The following is a 16,422-nucleotide window of genomic DNA, read 5'->3' on the forward strand; positions in this document are numbered from 1 at the left end:
CCCTTCCATACTTGGCCAGAACCAATCGTTTTCCAAAGGTTTTTAAAAAATTCTTTAGAATGCAAGCCGGAATTAAGAAGGCTATGATCTTGGCCGATCAGCTCTTCCCTAGTGTATTTAGAAATCTCACAGAACTTTTCATTAACGCTCTTGATTATTCCTTTTTCATCGGTAAAGGCTACTATGGACGATTGGTCCAATGCAAAATTAATATCGCTGACCTCTTTAAGGGTTTCCTTCAGACTGGCTTCAGCCTGCTTCCTTTGTGTAATGTCAGATCGAATTGATACATATTGATAGGGTCTTCCCTTACTGTTCAGGAAGGGAACAATTGTAGTGTGTACCCAATAGATCGATCCATCCTTGGCTTTATTTCGGATTTCACCCTTCCATACTTGGCCAGAACCAATTGTCTTCCACATTTCCTTGAAGAATTCCTTTGAGTGAAGCCCAGAGTTCAAAATGGAATGATTCTCTCCTAGTAATTCGGCTTCGCTGTATTTAGAAATCTCGATAAATTTATCGTTAATATATGTTATATTCCCTTTCGGATCGGTGATTGCAACTATCGCTGATGCATTCAAAGCATCTGTAATGTCCTTCAAATTGGTGTCAGTAACCGCCAGCCTTTTGCTAATTAAGGCACTTGAACCTATCAAACCCGCGAGAATCAAAACTGAAACAAACACGATAATATAACTGATTAATGATTCAGGAATGCCCGACTGTTCAACAGTACCATTCCTGTTATATATGGAAGAAGCCCTTGAAAGCAGGAAATGACCTTCGACAATCGCCGCTGTTACTACTAGAGCACTTAAAGGCTTTATCCAGCCATGGTTGCCTTGTTTAAAGCTTTTAGAGAAAAACAGCATCCAGAAACAAAAGTAAAAGGAAGCGAAAACCATCCCCAGCGCAATAATTAATATGACTGGATCGTAAATGAAATTTAGCTTCATTGAAAACATTCCAAGCATGTGTACAGCCAGGACAGCCAGCATCATGAAAAAGCTGCCAGTAAATACGTTAGCCTTGTTTACCGTTTTTCCAGTAAGCGTATAAAAGGCCATTGCGGTAAAGGAAATACACAGGATAACGGAAAAGATAGTGATTGGAATTTGGTATGAAGCAGTACCATTTAGATTAACAGCAAGCATCCCAAAAAAATTCATTACCCATATTCCTATACCAAGGGAAAAAGTCCCGCCCAAAAAAAGAAACCGTTTATTCCGGTCAGAGGATTTTAAAAGACTGAATAAATCTAGAGCTGTATACGAAGACATTACCGTCAATGATACTGCAACAAGCAACAGAATTGGATTAAAGGATAATTCAGCATTATCCATTCAGGCATCATTCCCTAATTAGAGTTTTCATATCGATTGTAAGTTAAAATGGCATAGATTAAAAGGGGGTATAGAATAATTTGTAATAAGTTTGTCACTTTTAGATATTGACTATAAAAATAAATTGTTTCATTCAGACTTCCCTATTCTCTTCAATCAATAAACCTTCTTGTTATCCTACCCTTATTATAAAAACAGGAACAAACACCTATTTTTAAAATTTTCTAAAAAAAAGTCTACACAAATTCTTTTTTTGTGTTTATACTGTACTATAACAGGTTATATAAAAAATAAATTGTACTATAAAAGGAGGAAAAGCAAGTTATGATGAGTCCAGTTGAGTTTTTTCGTAATTTACCAAAAAAGGTTTGCCCTGAGTGCGGAGAAGGAATGCATGAGCAAGCAGAATCTTATTTAATGGAATGTGACCGCTGTCTATCTAAAAAGGAGGAGTAAAATCAATCCTAAAAAGTAGAATATCGACTTTACGGTTGTGAATCTTTATTTTCTATTTTTTTAGCAATGGCGCCTTGCGAGGAGGTGCCTTTTTTGCGGAAATTTTAAGACTTCCCGCAAAATTTTGAAAATGACTTATCCATACAGGATATTGTTATCGATTGTGTTAATTCAGGCATAAAAAAGAAGCCCCACTCGGAGCTTCTTTTTTAACATCTTAGGAGACCCAACCACCATCAGCCCAAAACACTTTGGTACTATTGAGTTGTAAAATCCTCATTACTATAGCCGATGTGTGTTTGTTCCGCATTAAAGGTGTCTTTTCATAAAAAGGTATTCCCTGATTTTATGAAGACCCTTTACAAACACATTTTTCGGTATAATCACCGAGAGACTTCCTGATGTTTTATAGGCTGCTTTTACCCACGGAAATATTGCAAGAATCCCATACAACCAACAAGAAGGATTGAGACTGTTTGCTTGTAAGATTTCAATAATACTGTTTTCGGTTTTGTATTCATCTTTCCTTAACGATTTTTAATAATTGTGTTTTAAGTCTATCTCCAAAAACGGTTAATAAAGAACAAGTCTTTGTATTCACGTTTTCTTTTGGTTAAAAGCTTCTTTCCAGCGTACCTTAACTGAATAAGCTGAAGTTCTGCTTTTACCCTTCTAATCAAGACCTTCTGAAAGAATAAATATTAACCTAGTGACGAACATCGATAAAGAAATCTTCCAAGAGCGTTGTTATTTCCGCTAAAGGTAAAGCGCTTACAAAATATCATTGAAGGAATAAACCTTTTCCTCGTTCACTACGGAACGAACACCTTGGTTGAGCCTCCTAAGATGTTAAGCAACTTCTTTTTACACTTTTATTATACCACCCACTACTCTTCGTAAAACCTGTTACATATGTCAAATTGGTGTCAAATTTCGAGTTAACTCTCATTGGAAATAATAAGTATAACCCTTTCTCATAATACAAAACATATCTGTATCAGGGGGTGAACTGTTATGACATTTAACAAAGACGAAAATATCCTTAATGGAAAAGATGCGCTGAAATCTACTTACACACCTAACCAAAGATTTGTACCCGGAGGCTCAGTTGATGAGCATCGGGATATTGAAGCCGGAAACATTTTACTTACTGGTGATGAAATAAAGCAGCAAAATGAAAATTTATAACAATGAAATGAGGTAATAAGAATTGGATATGATTGATCCTAAGAATTTACAAAATGGTGATGAGGTATATGTTATTTATAGGAACCCACATGTTCCAACAGTTTCAAACATAAAAGCTGCTGAAATTGTTCCGCACCCAAAGGATCCAAATTCCCTTGCTCTTTTTTTGAACGAAACCTTTCATGTCATAGAAGATGATGACGCCCTTTTCACATCACACGCAGCGGCAGAAAAAGCTTATCTCGACGCAATGGATCCCTTTTATCAATAAAGCAAACTCAATCCTCTCTCTTCAGCTCTGTGCTGGAGATTTTTTTATTAGGCTGTTTTCGCTTTGATTGTCGTTTTTTCAAACAGTTGTTGATTTCCGCTCCAGGCGATCCAATCTACAGAATTAAACAATCTAGTGTGAAAGCAACAAAGTTTATGAAAAGAGTCTTATATTAAGAAGGTTTCATCAGGTAGAATTCCATGTTTTTATTTATAAAATGAGGGTATATGAATACTGCAAGCCATCTTAAAGAGGAGGAATTGCTGATGAAGATTTTATCTGCATCATCTAAACTCATTTTTGGCTCTGCATTCGAAGGAGGATTTGTCTATCTAAAGAAAGGCATCCTTACCCCCAACAAAGTAATTAGGCGCGGAAAGCTTTAAATCGGCAAATTCTCTTTCTCTCCTGATGGAGCGAAAAGCACACCAGTTTGAGGTGTGCTTTTCTTTTGTATAAAGATATTTTTTAATTATGTTAGTACCAAACAGGTACTAATGCATCATTTTTCCAGAGCCTGTCCTTTTATTATAAATCGGATCTTTTCCCAGGTTCATGCTGATTGTTTGTTTGATTACCAGTGCTGGCAGTATACCCAACACGATAGACAAAGTCTTTTTTTTGTTTTAGTGCATCTGGCATTTTATATTGATCTCCATTTGATTGGAATTCGCCTTTATGTGACAATATACTTCCCTCACTTCAAGTTTGGCATTTGTTACTTATTGATATCCTCTTCTCGATACAGCATTTTGGGTTCCAGATTTCCGTTCAATCTTACCGCCGATTTCACCCTCAGTGTAACTATCACTTGCCTGTTCATGTGTAACTGCAAGCCCATTCGAAAGCTCATCATTTCGTTTGTAGTCAGAAGTATCAAACATACGGCCTGCAAGGTCAGTATTCTTGCTTTCTCCCATTTCCATCAAATTCCCTCCTTTCCGTAACTATGTTTATTTTTTGATATTAAAGTCAAAACCATACTTTAAGAATCACAAAACTCCTGGTCAACCATCACCTTTATTCCTTTCATGCTTATAATAAAATAGCTTAACCTTTGGGATTTCCTTTCCCTTAGAATAAAGGCACAAAAATAATCTGTTGCTGTTTTATGCAAAATCATACTTAAAACCCCTTCTTAAATGAAGGGGTTTTATTTTTAACTATAGGTTTGTACTTGCATTTTTTTATGATCCTGTAGAAGCCAGACTGTCAAAAGAACACCTATGAACGTGAGGAAAGCGAAAAACAAATAAACTACATATATGGTGAATTCCTCAAATATAATGCCCCCGATAAATGTAAAAAACCAATTTCCAAGTCCATTGCCTACCGCAGAGTAAAATGTAACAGCCGTTGCGGTCATTTGAGAAGGTGTAATTTCCCTAATATATTGCAGCCCTGCCGGAATAAATAATCCAAGTGAAAATCCTTGAATGACAGCCGAGAAATAAATAAGAGACAAACTTGGTTCAGTAAAATAAAATATCCATCTTATTAATGATACTAATGAAGCAATTAAAGCTACCTGAATCAATCCAAGCTTGCTGATCCAACCGCCTGCCACCCTCATAAACGGAATTTCGGATAACACAGCGATCAGAAATGCAATTCCAATTCCTGTGTATGTTCCTCCTCTATCCTCTACAAATAAGCTAAAATAAAAGTTATTGGCAAGGTTTGGACCGAAAATTAAGAATGTCACAGCCAGGAATACAAGGAATCGTTTCATTCCCATTAACTCCTTCATACCAGACATCATTCTACTAGGTGTATCAGCAGCTTCTTTCGGCATTTTAACAGAAAGAACTGCAGCGATCAGCAAGGTTATAAAAAAACTATAAAAAATCACCTGAGGATTCCATTCAGATAATTTCCCCATTATAAAAACAGCAATTCCGAAGCCAAGTGAGCCAAACAAGCGGATATTTCCATAATTCACGCCAGCATTGCTAGTATATTTTAACGAAATGCTATCCGACAAAGGGATAATGGCACTTTGAAATATTGCAAGGATGGTTGCAGCGAGAATGAATGAGAAGAAACTTTCAAAAAACAGATAACCGAGTGCAGCAATTCCAGTTATCAGGGTTGTTAAAGTCAACAGCCGATTATGAAGATTTTTCATATCCGAAATCATGCCCCAAAAGGGCTGAAAGAAAATCATGATGACAGGGCCGATGGACAGAATGATTCCTATTTGATATCCATTTAATTTTTCAACTTCACTTAGATACACGCTCAATAAAGGAAACAAACTTCCGAATCCAAAAAACACAAAAAGGTAGAAGCCTTGCATCGAATAAATATCTCGCTTAACTCGCGTCTCCATAAATGCCCTCCGTACTTTACAAGTTGTAGAGTTATATTTTACCACTATTTAAATATAAGAATAGTTTATTTAAATGAGAGGATAATAAAAGAAAATATAAAGCGTTTCCATTTGCTATTTATCATGTTAAAATAATGTTGCTTTGAAGTGATCAGACGTCTGCTCACTATTTTATTGTTCATCATCAATTTGAACCACATGAGGCGGTGATTTTATGAAAGAAGTTGTGTTAAGCTTACTTGCAGGATTATTAGTAGGGGTTGTTTTCAAATTTTTAAAACTGCCGCTGCCAGCGCCACCTGTTCTTGCCGGAGTTCTTGGTATTGTCGGGGTGTATTTAGGTGGATTGGCCGGGGAATGGATTTTAAATTATTTCAAATGATTTAATTAAGGCTTTAACAGCCAAAAAAAATCCACGGAAATCCGCGGATTTTTTGTTTATTTTTATAGAACTTTTTGCCTGTAAACAGGTTTTGCAGACGGAAGGCTTTTGCTGCTCATAGCTTCTGCAGGTTTCGCGTTAAGGTAAATATATATGGAGCCTACAAAAAATGCTCCACCGATAATATTACCAATCGTAACAGGCACTAGATTAAATAAGCCTAAAGCCAGACTGATTGTTTCTGGATGCGGAATAAGAAGTGCAATCGAAAATAAAACCATATTTGCGATGCTATGTTCAAATCCTGATACTACAAAGGCAAAGACAAGCAGCAGCGTAACCCCGATTTTAGCTCCATCTCCTTTTATTTGTAAAGGAATCCATACAGCCAGGCATACAAGCCAGTTGCAAAGGATTGCTCGGAAAAATAACTGATAAACCGGAGTGTTCATTTTCATATTTACCGTTTCCATCATATACTGGGATTTTTCCGGCGAGGAAAATAGACCTGAAAGCATTATGATTACAGCAAAAAAAACAGCTCCTAAAAAATTCCCAGCATAACAAGCTATCCAGTTTTTCACCGTATCCATCCATGAAGTTGCTTTTTTTAATGAACTGATCGTCAGCATCATCGTATTGCTAGTGAATAATTCTGCTCCTCCGTATAAAATCAGTACAAGTGCCAGTCCAAAGAAAATCGAGCTTACAATTGGAGTTCCAGGAGAATGCAAATCATAGAAGTATTCACCCAGCCGATATGAAACCATAATTCCAAAACCAATATACACAGCAGCTAGAGCTGATCGCAACAGATACTTCGTTTTTGATTCATTCAAATAGCCCCTCTTTTTAAGCGCTGTGTTCACTGCCTGGTCGATAGGCTGTACATCCATAAAAGACCTCCATTTGTGAATTATATCACAATCATATTATGTCTTAATCTTATACCTGTAGCCTCCTTTTGTTAATAGATTTTGCCATGAACTAATTTTGACAGTTATTGAAGCGTTTTCATAAGGTTGCAACCCCGGTCTCTTAGAATTCCAATGGTCTCTGTATGCTGTTTCCAGTGATTTACTGACTTTCGTTCTACATGAGGTAGGGGATTCCCCTCGTTATTTACGCCTAATTTGTATAATTTGTGGCTTTTCTTTTTAGTAAGATGTTTCATCTGCTGGCGCACACATTCCGAAGGCTTCCATGTCTCACTTTTGCCACAATACATTGAATAAACTTCTATGAATCAACACCACATGTACAAAATACAAATGTTTTTCAATGAGTCACTCGCTTTCCGCTCCAGCTAACATAGTACCAAATCAATAATGAAATGTATCATAGAGTATGTAAAAAAGCCCTCTAAGAAAAGGGCTTCTCCACTCAGGCATCATAATTTATAACTGTGCCATCTAAATGTTTTTTATCCATCTGGTTCAGAAGTTTACGGTTATGTTTTGATTCAAAGATAATATTGAAATCATAATCGGGCGGATATAGTTCTGCAGCAGGAATATTAAGCTTGAGACGCTTATAATTCACCTGGATCTTTTCACCCTTGATCTGGACAATATAATTCCCATTTTCATCTGGTCCTTTATAAATGATTCCAAGTTCACCCAGTGTGGATACGTGTACGCTATCTCCCATATCATATTGCGTTACAGTCTTTTTCTCTGCTGCAGGTCCCCTCTTTTTATGCTTATTCACTTTAATTTGCTGTTCCCTCCCTTTTAAGGCAGAAGGGTCATCTTCAAATAAAACAGTATAGTTTTTTTCTGCCTTATAAGTTATTTCATGTGCTCTTTCAATTAATTTTGGATGTATGCCAAGCTTAAGGGCAATAGCAAAGGCCTGACTGTCCCCGCCTTGCCCAATCCGTAAGCGATAAGTTGGCTTAAGGGTCTCGAGGGCAAATTCCATTGAACCATTCATGAAATCTGGATGCTGATCAGCAAAGTCTTTTATTTCACTATAATGAGTCGTTGCAAACAAGGTAGCACCTTTGTTATTAAGATTTTCCAAAATGGCCGTCGCCAGCCCCATACCTTCGCCAGGATCGGTGCCGGAACCTAGTTCATCAAGAAGGACAAGCGTTTTATCATTTGATTCTTTTAAAATCTCAATGATATTGACGATTCTTGAACTGAATGTGCTAAGATTCTGTTCAATGCTCTGTCCATCCCCTATATCGACAAGCACTTTATGAAAAATTCCTGATGTACTTTCATCTTCCACAGGCAAATGCAGCCCGCACTGGGCCATTAAGACAAGCAATCCAGCTGTTTTAATAGAAACCGTCTTACCACCAGTATTCGGCCCGGTTATGATCAAAGCTTGATAATCTGAACCAATTTCCATCGTTAACGGGACTGCTTTATCACCAAGCAGTGGATGTCTGGCATCCTTGAAGCTGATCAGGGACCCGTCATATATATTGACTCTTTTCGCATCAATGGCTCTGCAATACTTTGCTTTTGAAAATAACACATCATAATGGACCATCGTTTCGATAGCAAGGCGAATTTCTTTCTCTCTTCCTTCCGCCATACCAGTCAAAGATAGTAAAACTTTTTCTACCTCAGCCTGCTCGTCAGCGTAAAGCCATTCCATTTGCTCCTGGAAAGCACCGATTTCTTCTGGTTCAACGAATAGTGTCGATCCAGAAGCAGATGTATCGAGTACAGCTCCCTTCACTTTTGCTCGGTATTCCTTCTTAACTGGTATTACATACCGTCCATTTCTCTGGCTAATGACCGATTCCTGTAAAAAAGGTTTCATTTTCGCCGATTTAAGAACCTGATTAAGTCTTTCCTTTAACCGCTCCTCCTGGATTGCTATTTGCTTGCGGATTTTTAAAAGCTCTTTGGTCGCATAATCATCGATTTGTCCGTTTCGAATACACCTTTGTATTTCCGCTGCCAATTCCGGCAGTTCTTCAATTCCATATACATATGCTGAAACTCTGGGAGCGCAATATTCCTTTTCCTTCATAAACCTGCGTATTTTATTGCATGTTTCAAGAAAGTTCAACAGCATGACCAACTGGTCTGGCCTGAGAGGCACTCCTTTATGAAAGCCCTTCAAGACTAGTTCCATTCCCTCGAGACCATGGATTGGCACACTTGAACTGATTTTTAGGATCTCGATTGCCTCTGCCAGCTCCTCCTGCCGAGATGTAATTTGCTTGGCATTCACGGACGGAAGCATATCGTTCACTTTTTTGCGCCCAATCTCTGTCATAGCGAAGCTTGCGATCAATTCTTTGACCTTATTAAATCCTAGTACGTTAAATGTTTGTTCGTTCAATTTTATTTTCCTCCTTAAATTATAGGCTCTATTAAATTAGACTGTTGATCTCCGCTCCAGTCACTTACTTTTAGCGGGGAGTCCAGTGATCCCGCATAAGTCGAGCACCCTAAGCTCCGATCAACATGTGCTAATACCTTTAAAACAGCCAAGATTTTAAAAAAGTGTTTTGAAAAGATTGATGATTTGCAGAAGAATGAATAAATGGAACACAAAAAACCGCCATGGAACAATGTCCAAAGCGGCTTGAAGAATGCCTGGCGGTCCTTCCGCCGGCACTTTTTCCGATAAAAAAAAGCCGTGTACATGTACACAGCTTATGCTTTCGGATATCAGCATGCTTTACTATGTTCATTGTTCTTAACCTTCAATCCCGAACCATGGCTAAATAAACCTTTTAAAGGCCATGTTTAAAAAATTCCGGATTGACCGTATAAAATTAACGGATTAGTTAAGAACGACACCTAACATAAAACATACTCCTTATTAAAAAAGTTTCTTCCACCATAGAGTACCTTCAAAAATCTATAAAGTCAACCAGATTTCAGAATTTTTTACCAGGACTGTTTTTGCAATGATTTTGATTTATTTTTAATGCATTCCCCCTTTATAAGTGCTGCAAAATTTCCTTAAAAATGAATTAATAAAATCGACATAAATTCCGAAGTCATTTTTTACTTTTGTGTAAAAAGCAACAAAATTTACTAAAAGCCTTTTTCAAAAGATCGCATTATAAAATGTTCACATTTTCTCTATTGACCTGATGTTTATATTTCATTTAAATAAGGTTAAACAAAGGACGGAAAAGGTGGGGATTAAGTGGCCGGCCATATGGATCAAAGAAAATTTTCTTATGAAATAAGTGAATTAATAAAGGTTTCTGAAAAGATCGTAAAATATAAAAAAGGTAATTTTTTATTTAGAGAAGGCCAAGAAGCGAAGGAAATGTATATCATTCTTTCAGGAAAAGTACAAATCTCAAAAATGAATGCCGAGGGTAAGGAATTGAACTTGAGATTATGCAAGGAGAATGATATCGTCGGTGAACTTACGTTATTTACTGTTGGACCAAGATATTTATTCAACGCCAAGCTTCTCGAAGACGGTGAAGCTGCGGCGATCAATATTGAAAACCTGGAGCAAATTCTATTCAATAATAGCCAGCTGGCATATCAATTACTTAAGTGGATGAACGATCATATACGCAAAACGATCACGAAATTCCGCGACCTCGTCCTCCATGGCAAAAAAGGAGCACTTTATTCAACCCTCATCCGTCTTTGCAACAGCTATGGCATTGAAAAAGAGGATGGCATCTACATAAATGTTCCAATCACTAATCAGGATCTGGCAAATTATTGTGGAACTGCCAGGGAAAGTGTAAGCCGCATGCTAGGAGCATTGCGTGATGAAGGGATTTTATCCATTGATCGAAAAAGAATCATTATTCACAACCCGCAATTTTTAAAACAAGAGATCGGCTGTGAAAATTGTCCAGTTGAGTATTGCAATATAGACTAACAATCTATGTAAAAAATGAATCTGTAAAAATGCAGTTTCCTTTTCAGTACCAGCATTCTATCCTCAGACTAAAAACCAGCGCATCAGTTTCAGGCCATCAATATAAGGTCAAAAAAGAGCTAACGAGAATATATTCCTTATAAGTAATTTAGAAAGAGATCATTTAATTAAAAAAGGATATTCCTGCAAGGAGCCACATTCCTTGGAGTCTTAACGGAAACTTTCCTATTTAACATAGTTCACACAATGTCCATATGATTTTCCTGTGAATTTATATATCTTATAAGGGGGAGGTTTGTGTTATGAAAAAAATATATATTATCAGTTCACTTATCGTGTTAATAGGAATCACAGCTGGTATCTCTTATTTCCTTATTCGGGATGCCAATGCTAAGATTCCAGACGACATTACGCTTGTTACAATGGAAGAAAAGAATTATACATTCGGGGAAAACACTAAAAAAATCAAACTTGTAGAGTTTATTTATACCCACTGCCCTGATATTTGCCCTACTACAACACAAAAGATGAATTTACTAAGGAAAGATCTAGTCCATGAGGGCGTATATGGCGATAAAGTCCAGTTCGTTACAGTGACAATCGACCCTTACCGTGATACCCCTGAGGTTTTAAGAACTTATATGGACACATTTGGACTAAAGAATGATGGCAATTGGATTTTCCTAACAGGAGACCCTTCCAAAATCATGGAAGAACAACAAAAAATAAAACAGGTAGCCGACACATTTAAATTCCAATACCGTGATCCAGGAAATGGTTTCTACGTACACAGTACCTTTACTTACTTAATTGACGAAAATAATAAATTCATAAAAAAATTCCCTATGGGAGAAGAATTCGATAAGGAAAAAGTATTTAAATCAATTATGGATGAATTATAATATGCAAAAAGCGGTGTTGGCACACCGCTTTTTTATTTACTATGATCGCAATAAGCTGTTTTTCATTGGCCGTTTTCAGTACTGGCTGATGATGATTAGCTTGATGTATTGAACTACAATCGTCCGAAAAGAGCCGGGCTATTTTAGTGTGAATTTACAGTGGTGGGATGTTTCTCTGTCTTTTGCAGGGAGAAAAATTCTGATTTTGGCTTAGTGAAGCTGACTTTAATCCCTGATTCTTTTAGTCGGTTAACGAAATCAACCAGCTGCTTTTTAGCCATTTCAAAAACTCCTTTTATCCATCTTTGTCTATTATTATTTTACATGAAAAATATGAAAAATGTGTGAAAACGAGCAAAAAAATTGACATAGTATAAGAAATTTTTAAACGGCCATAAACTAATTCAATCTTTATACTCTTTTCTTTTAAAATGGCTGTTACTTTTTATCTATCCAACCTTCAATCTGCCACTTTTTATTATCAACATATTTATCCTACTCTCGCCTTTTCCCATTTTGAATCAATTAAAAACTCCTTTTGTACGGTAAGTACATTCATCACACTAATATTATGCCTGCAACCTCTGGAAATGGCTAAAGAAAAAGAATTCGCTACTGGCAGTCAAACATGTTATAATCTTTGGGATATATATTAATGGAGGCTATTAAATAAATGATTACAGTTCAAAATGTAGGCTTGAGATATGGTGACCGCAAGCTATTTGAAGACGTTAATATTAAATTCACTCCTGGTAATTGCTATGGCCTGATCGGAGCAAACGGTGCAGGCAAATCAACATTCATTAAAATACTATCTGGAGAAATCGAGCCGCAAGCTGGCAACGTATCTTTGACTCCCGGTGAACGCCTTGCAGTTTTAAAGCAAAACCACTTTGAATATGAAGATGTAGAAGTATTGAAAGTAGTAATTATGGGTCATTCCCGTTTATATGAAGTAATGCAGGAAAAAGACGCCATTTACATGAAAGCAGATTTTACAGATGAAGATGGCATGAAAGCTGCCGAACTAGAAGGTGAATTTGCTGAACTTAACGGCTGGGAAGCAGAGTCAGAAGCAGCAATCCTTTTAAAAGGTTTGGGAATAGGCGAAGAACTTCATGATAAGAAAATGGCTGATATTGGTGGCGGAGAAAAGGTTAAAGTACTTCTTGCACAGGCTCTTTTTGGTAAACCAGATGTACTATTACTTGACGAACCTACAAACCACCTGGATATTAAGGCGATCCAATGGCTTGAAGAATTCTTGATTAATTTTGAGAACACGGTCATTGTTGTATCCCATGACCGTCACTTCCTGAATAAAGTTTGTACTCATATTGCTGACCTTGACTTTGGAAAGATCCAGCTTTATGTCGGCAACTATGATTTCTGGTATGAATCCAGCCAGCTTGCACTAAGAATGCAGTCGGATACAAACCGTAAAAAAGAAGAGAAAATCAAGGAATTGCAAGCCTTCATCGCCAGATTCAGTGCAAACGCATCTAAATCTAAGCAGGCTACTTCCCGTAAAAAGCTTCTTGATAAGATCTCTCTGGATGACATTAAACCATCCTCCCGTAAATACCCATATGTCGGATTTACGCCAGACCGTGAAATCGGCAATGATCTTTTAAGAGTTGATGGCTTAACTAAAACAATCGATGGCGTAAAAGTTTTGGATAATATCAGTTTTATTATGAACAAAGATGATAAAATCGCGCTTGTCGGAAAAAACGAACTTGCGGTTACTACATTATTCAAAATTCTCGCTGGTGAAATGGAGCCTGATAGCGGAAGTTTCAAATGGGGTATTACCACTACACAGGCATACTTCCCTAAAGATAACTCTGAATTCTTTGAAGGCTGCGACTTAACTTTGGTTGACTGGCTACGCCAGTTTTCCCCTAAAGACGACAGCGAAAGCTTCCTTCGTGGATTCCTTGGAAGAATGCTTTTCTCTGGTGAGGAAGTACTGAAGAAGGCAAGTGTGCTTTCAGGCGGAGAGAAAGTCCGATGCATGCTTTCCAAAATGATGTTATCTGGTTCAAACGTTTTGCTTCTTGATGAGCCTACAAACCACTTGGACCTTGAATCAATCACAGCCCTTAACAACGGAATGATCAATTTTAAAGGTTCAATGATTTTTTCTTCCCATGACCATCAGTTTGTTGAAACCGTTGCGAACCGAATCATGGAAATCACTCCTGCAGGTCTTGTAGATAAGCAGATGACATATGATGAATATTTGGAAAATCAGGAACTTCAAAAACAGATTGCTGAAATGTACGCACAATAAATTTATGAACAACAAGACCCCCGGATTCTTCCGGGGGTCTTTCTTCATGCTGTTTCATTGTTAATTTGACTTGAAAAAGCGAACTGGATATTGGATTACTGCTCAAAGGTCTCTCTTTTAATCCTTCTTCTGCTTTCTTCGTGAAGACGAAGCGGTTCTGCTGCCCGTTTCGCTTGTAGTTGTACCCTGGCCCTCAACCTGTGCAGAATTAAGTCCAATGGTTGAGGGATCTTTTTTGCGTTTTGCCATTATGGCACCTCCCGTTGATTTTGATCATGCCTTAATATTGTCTTGCCTAAGGAATATTTTATTCTTATCACGGACAACTTAAATTGGTGAGGAGGTGTAAGTTATGGCTAGAATTGGTGTTGAACAATCTTTAACTAACGTTTCCGCTGCGCTTCGCGAAAAAGGACATGAAGTCGTTGAACTCCGTCAGGAAGCTGATGCTCAAGGCTGCGATTTCTGTGTTGTTAGCGGAACTGATTCAAACGTCATGGGCATGCAAGATGTGTCAATCCAAGGTTCAGTAATCGAAGCAAGCGGCCTATCTGCAGACGAGGTATGCAGGCAGATCGATCAAAAATCCGGAAACATTCAATAGTTCTATCAAAACTGCCGCTGTACGGCAGTTTTTTTATTCCTCTATTTATCATCTCCCCCCTCTAAATGACTTTTTCACTAACTTGTGATTTTTTGTTGTGCCGCATCTTCAATAATTCGATATAATCAGTTATGTCATTTCATTATAAGTCGCTCATTTCATAAACTTTGTTGTTATTTAACTTTACAGTAAAAATCGGCTTCTGAAATTTTACGGTTTTATCATGAAAAAGCGCGAAGCTATATTACACGAAAACAAGATGAATAGGAAAACACCAACCTGTTCTAAAACAAATTATTTTATTATAGATGACCTACGAGAGGATGAATCACTTGAAGAAAATATTTACCTTTTTTTTCATAGCCATATCGCTAATCATCACAGGCTGTCAAAGCGATAAGGATAAAGAGCAAAAAGAACTTACGGTATCTGCGGCAGCAAGTCTTCGTGAAGCTCTAGAAGAAGCTGGGCAAAAATATATGGACGACAATCCTGATGTGAAAATCATTTATAATTTTGGCGGTTCAGGTTCCCTTCAGCAGCAAATTGCTCAGGGTGCTCCTGTTGATTTGTTTATATCAGCAGCTGAGGATAAATATAATCAGCTAATAGCAAAACAGATGATTGATAAAAATCATAGTGCCCATCTTTTGGGAAATGAACTAGTATTAATTGCGCGAAAAGAAAAACAAAACATTGAATCCCTTGATGACTTGCTTAAAACGGATATTAAAAGAATAGCCATAGGCACGCCAGAAACAGTACCTGCAGGGCAGTATGCCCGACAAACATTCATTTCAACAGGCTTATGGAGCAGGCTTGAACCGAAAATCATTAATACAAAGGACGTCCGGCAAGTGTTATCCTATGTTGAGACTGAAAATGTCGATGCAGGGATTGTCTATAAAACAGATGCGATAATTTCTGATAAAATAAAGATGGCCCCAATCTCCGGACACGATTTGCATGATCCCATTATATATCCTGCAGGTGTAGTCTCTTCTTCTCAAAATGTTGATGAAGCAATTCAGTTTTTCGAATTCCTGCGGAGTCAAGAGGCTATGGATATTTTTAAAAAATACGGCTTTAAAGCAGCATTGGATTGATTATTAATGTACAGTGATTTTTGGACACCTATTAAGCTTTCACTTGAAATCGCATCAATATCAGTCATAATCGTTTTCATTTCAGGTATATTGGCGGCAAGAATCTTATCAAGGAAACGTTTTTTCGGTAAAACAGCTGTTGAAACAGCTTTGACCTTGCCTTTAGTCTTGCCGCCTACAGTAGTAGGATTTTTATTGATTATCATCTTCGGAATCAACAGCCCTGTTGGGAGGCTGATAGAAAATATATTTGGAAGCCCAATTATGTTCACATGGTGGGCTGCAGTCATTGCATCATCGGTGGTGGCCTTTCCACTTATGTATCAATCAGCAAAAAGTGGATTCCTTTCGATTGACCCAGGGGCCGAGGAAGCAGCAAGAGTGGATGGAGCCGGTGAGTGGAAGGTTTTCCTGTATGTGACATTACCCCTTTCCGCTAAAACCCTCGTTACCGGATTGATCCTCAGTTTCGCAAGGGCACTAGGGGAATTTGGCGCAACGCTTATGTTTGCGGGTAATCTTCCCGGAAAGACACAGACTGCTCCAACAGCCATTTATGTTGCGATCGAGTCGGGAAATATGGAGGCTGCCTGGCTTTGGGTAATTGCCATGGCGGTAATATCATTTATCATGCTCTTTTCAACTTCCCTTATAAAATCATAGGCATGCAAATGGATTTGCCGGCATACATAATAAGAAAAGCGCAAGC

Annotated in this window: 18 protein-coding genes; 10 read left to right on the top strand and 8 right to left on the bottom strand. The window is 37.7% G+C overall.

All coding sequences use genetic code 11. The features are described from left to right. Positions 1 to 1,346 (bottom strand): PAS domain S-box protein (locus V7654_RS10865; RefSeq protein ID WP_335430356.1); only part of this gene is annotated, 1,346 nt, incomplete at its 3' end. A gap of 324 nt (positions 1,347 to 1,670) precedes the next feature. On the opposite strand from V7654_RS10865, the gene yhfH reads away from it, so the two are divergent. The 3 genes from yhfH to V7654_RS10880 all read left to right on the top strand — a co-directional run bounded on the left by yhfH (position 1,671) and on the right by V7654_RS10880 (position 3,261). Continuing rightward, positions 1,671 to 1,802, top strand: a complete 132-nt coding sequence (gene yhfH, locus V7654_RS10870; RefSeq protein WP_023613959.1) for a protein YhfH — start codon at positions 1,671 to 1,673, stop codon at positions 1,800 to 1,802. A gap of 1,014 nt (positions 1,803 to 2,816) precedes the next feature. Continuing rightward, positions 2,817 to 2,990 carry a hypothetical protein gene (locus V7654_RS10875; protein WP_335430357.1) on the top strand — a complete coding sequence of 58 codons (174 nt, stop codon included), beginning with the start codon at positions 2,817 to 2,819 and terminating at the stop codon, positions 2,988 to 2,990. 28 nt (positions 2,991 to 3,018) lie between these two features. Then, on the top strand, positions 3,019 to 3,261 hold the full coding sequence (locus V7654_RS10880) for a transcriptional regulator SplA domain-containing protein (RefSeq protein ID WP_335430478.1): 243 nt from the start codon (positions 3,019 to 3,021) through the stop codon (positions 3,259 to 3,261). A 528-nt stretch (positions 3,262 to 3,789) separates the two neighbouring features. On the opposite strand, the gene V7654_RS10885 is transcribed toward V7654_RS10880, so the two are convergent. From V7654_RS10885 to V7654_RS10895, 3 genes are all read right to left on the bottom strand, one after another. Continuing rightward, on the bottom strand, positions 3,790 to 3,948 hold the full coding sequence (locus V7654_RS10885) for a hypothetical protein (protein WP_335430358.1): 159 nt from the start codon (positions 3,946 to 3,948) through the stop codon (positions 3,790 to 3,792). A 35-nt stretch (positions 3,949 to 3,983) separates the two neighbouring features. Further along, positions 3,984 to 4,187: a YozQ family protein gene (locus V7654_RS10890; protein ID WP_335430359.1), complete on the bottom strand. Its 204-nt coding sequence runs from the start codon at positions 4,185 to 4,187 to the stop codon at positions 3,984 to 3,986. 233 nt (positions 4,188 to 4,420) lie between these two features. Continuing rightward, positions 4,421 to 5,593 carry an MFS transporter gene (locus tag V7654_RS10895; protein WP_335430360.1) on the bottom strand — a complete coding sequence of 391 codons (1,173 nt, stop codon included), beginning with the start codon at positions 5,591 to 5,593 and terminating at the stop codon, positions 4,421 to 4,423. Between the two features lie 214 nt (positions 5,594 to 5,807). Between V7654_RS10895 and V7654_RS10900 the strand changes: the two genes are divergently transcribed. Further along, the gene (locus V7654_RS10900) at positions 5,808 to 5,975 is read left to right on the top strand and encodes a XapX domain-containing protein (protein ID WP_335375454.1); all 168 of its coding nucleotides are present in this window, start codon (positions 5,808 to 5,810) and stop codon (positions 5,973 to 5,975) included. 62 nt (positions 5,976 to 6,037) lie between these two features. On the opposite strand, the gene V7654_RS10905 is transcribed toward V7654_RS10900, so the two are convergent. Together V7654_RS10905 and V7654_RS10910 are read right to left on the bottom strand one after the other, a co-directional pair. Next, the gene (locus tag V7654_RS10905; RefSeq protein ID WP_335430361.1) at positions 6,038 to 6,871 is read right to left on the bottom strand and encodes a formate/nitrite transporter family protein; all 834 of its coding nucleotides are present in this window, start codon (positions 6,869 to 6,871) and stop codon (positions 6,038 to 6,040) included. A 487-nt stretch (positions 6,872 to 7,358) separates the two neighbouring features. Then, positions 7,359 to 9,284 carry an endonuclease MutS2 gene (locus tag V7654_RS10910; protein WP_335430362.1) on the bottom strand — a complete coding sequence of 642 codons (1,926 nt, stop codon included), beginning with the start codon at positions 9,282 to 9,284 and terminating at the stop codon, positions 7,359 to 7,361. 831 nt (positions 9,285 to 10,115) lie between these two features. Here V7654_RS10910 and V7654_RS10915 point away from each other — a divergent pair. Further along, on the top strand, positions 10,116 to 10,805 hold the full coding sequence (locus tag V7654_RS10915) for a Crp/Fnr family transcriptional regulator (RefSeq protein WP_335430363.1): 690 nt from the start codon (positions 10,116 to 10,118) through the stop codon (positions 10,803 to 10,805). Positions 10,806 to 11,107: 302 nt separating this feature from the next. Continuing rightward, positions 11,108 to 11,707 (top strand): SCO family protein, encoded by a 600-nt coding sequence (locus V7654_RS10920; protein ID WP_335430364.1) that lies wholly within the window; start codon positions 11,108 to 11,110, stop codon positions 11,705 to 11,707. 143 nt (positions 11,708 to 11,850) lie between these two features. On the opposite strand, the gene V7654_RS10925 is transcribed toward V7654_RS10920, so the two are convergent. Then, positions 11,851 to 11,988, bottom strand: a complete 138-nt coding sequence (locus tag V7654_RS10925) for a hypothetical protein (protein ID WP_023627787.1) — start codon at positions 11,986 to 11,988, stop codon at positions 11,851 to 11,853. A gap of 392 nt (positions 11,989 to 12,380) precedes the next feature. On the opposite strand from V7654_RS10925, the gene V7654_RS10930 reads away from it, so the two are divergent. Further along, complete coding sequence (locus tag V7654_RS10930) at positions 12,381 to 14,003, top strand: ABC-F family ATP-binding cassette domain-containing protein (RefSeq protein ID WP_335430365.1); 1,623 nt, start codon at positions 12,381 to 12,383, stop codon at positions 14,001 to 14,003. A gap of 117 nt (positions 14,004 to 14,120) precedes the next feature. Here the strand turns inward: V7654_RS10930 and V7654_RS10935 are convergent, their stop codons facing one another. Next, a complete protein-coding gene (locus V7654_RS10935; protein WP_207499526.1) occupies positions 14,121 to 14,252 on the bottom strand; it encodes a YuzL family protein in 132 nt (43 codons plus the stop codon). Positions 14,253 to 14,355: 103 nt separating this feature from the next. Here V7654_RS10935 and V7654_RS10940 point away from each other — a divergent pair, with 103 nt between their 5' ends. The 3 genes from V7654_RS10940 to modB all read left to right on the top strand — a co-directional run bounded on the left by V7654_RS10940 (position 14,356) and on the right by modB (position 16,376). Further along, a complete protein-coding gene (locus tag V7654_RS10940; RefSeq protein WP_335430366.1) occupies positions 14,356 to 14,607 on the top strand; it encodes a YkuS family protein in 252 nt (83 codons plus the stop codon). Positions 14,608 to 14,930: 323 nt separating this feature from the next. Beyond that, on the top strand, positions 14,931 to 15,713 hold the full coding sequence (modA, locus tag V7654_RS10945) for a molybdate ABC transporter substrate-binding protein (protein ID WP_335430479.1): 783 nt from the start codon (positions 14,931 to 14,933) through the stop codon (positions 15,711 to 15,713). A 6-nt stretch (positions 15,714 to 15,719) separates the two neighbouring features. Then, entirely contained in the window at positions 15,720 to 16,376 is a 657-nt protein-coding gene (gene modB, locus V7654_RS10950; RefSeq protein ID WP_335430367.1) for a molybdate ABC transporter permease subunit, read from the top strand. Positions 16,377 to 16,422: the final 46 nt, after the last annotated feature.

This window comes from Bacillus sp. JJ1609, assembly GCF_036967045.1.
GTDB lineage: Bacteria > Bacillota > Bacilli > Bacillales > Cytobacillaceae > Mesobacillus.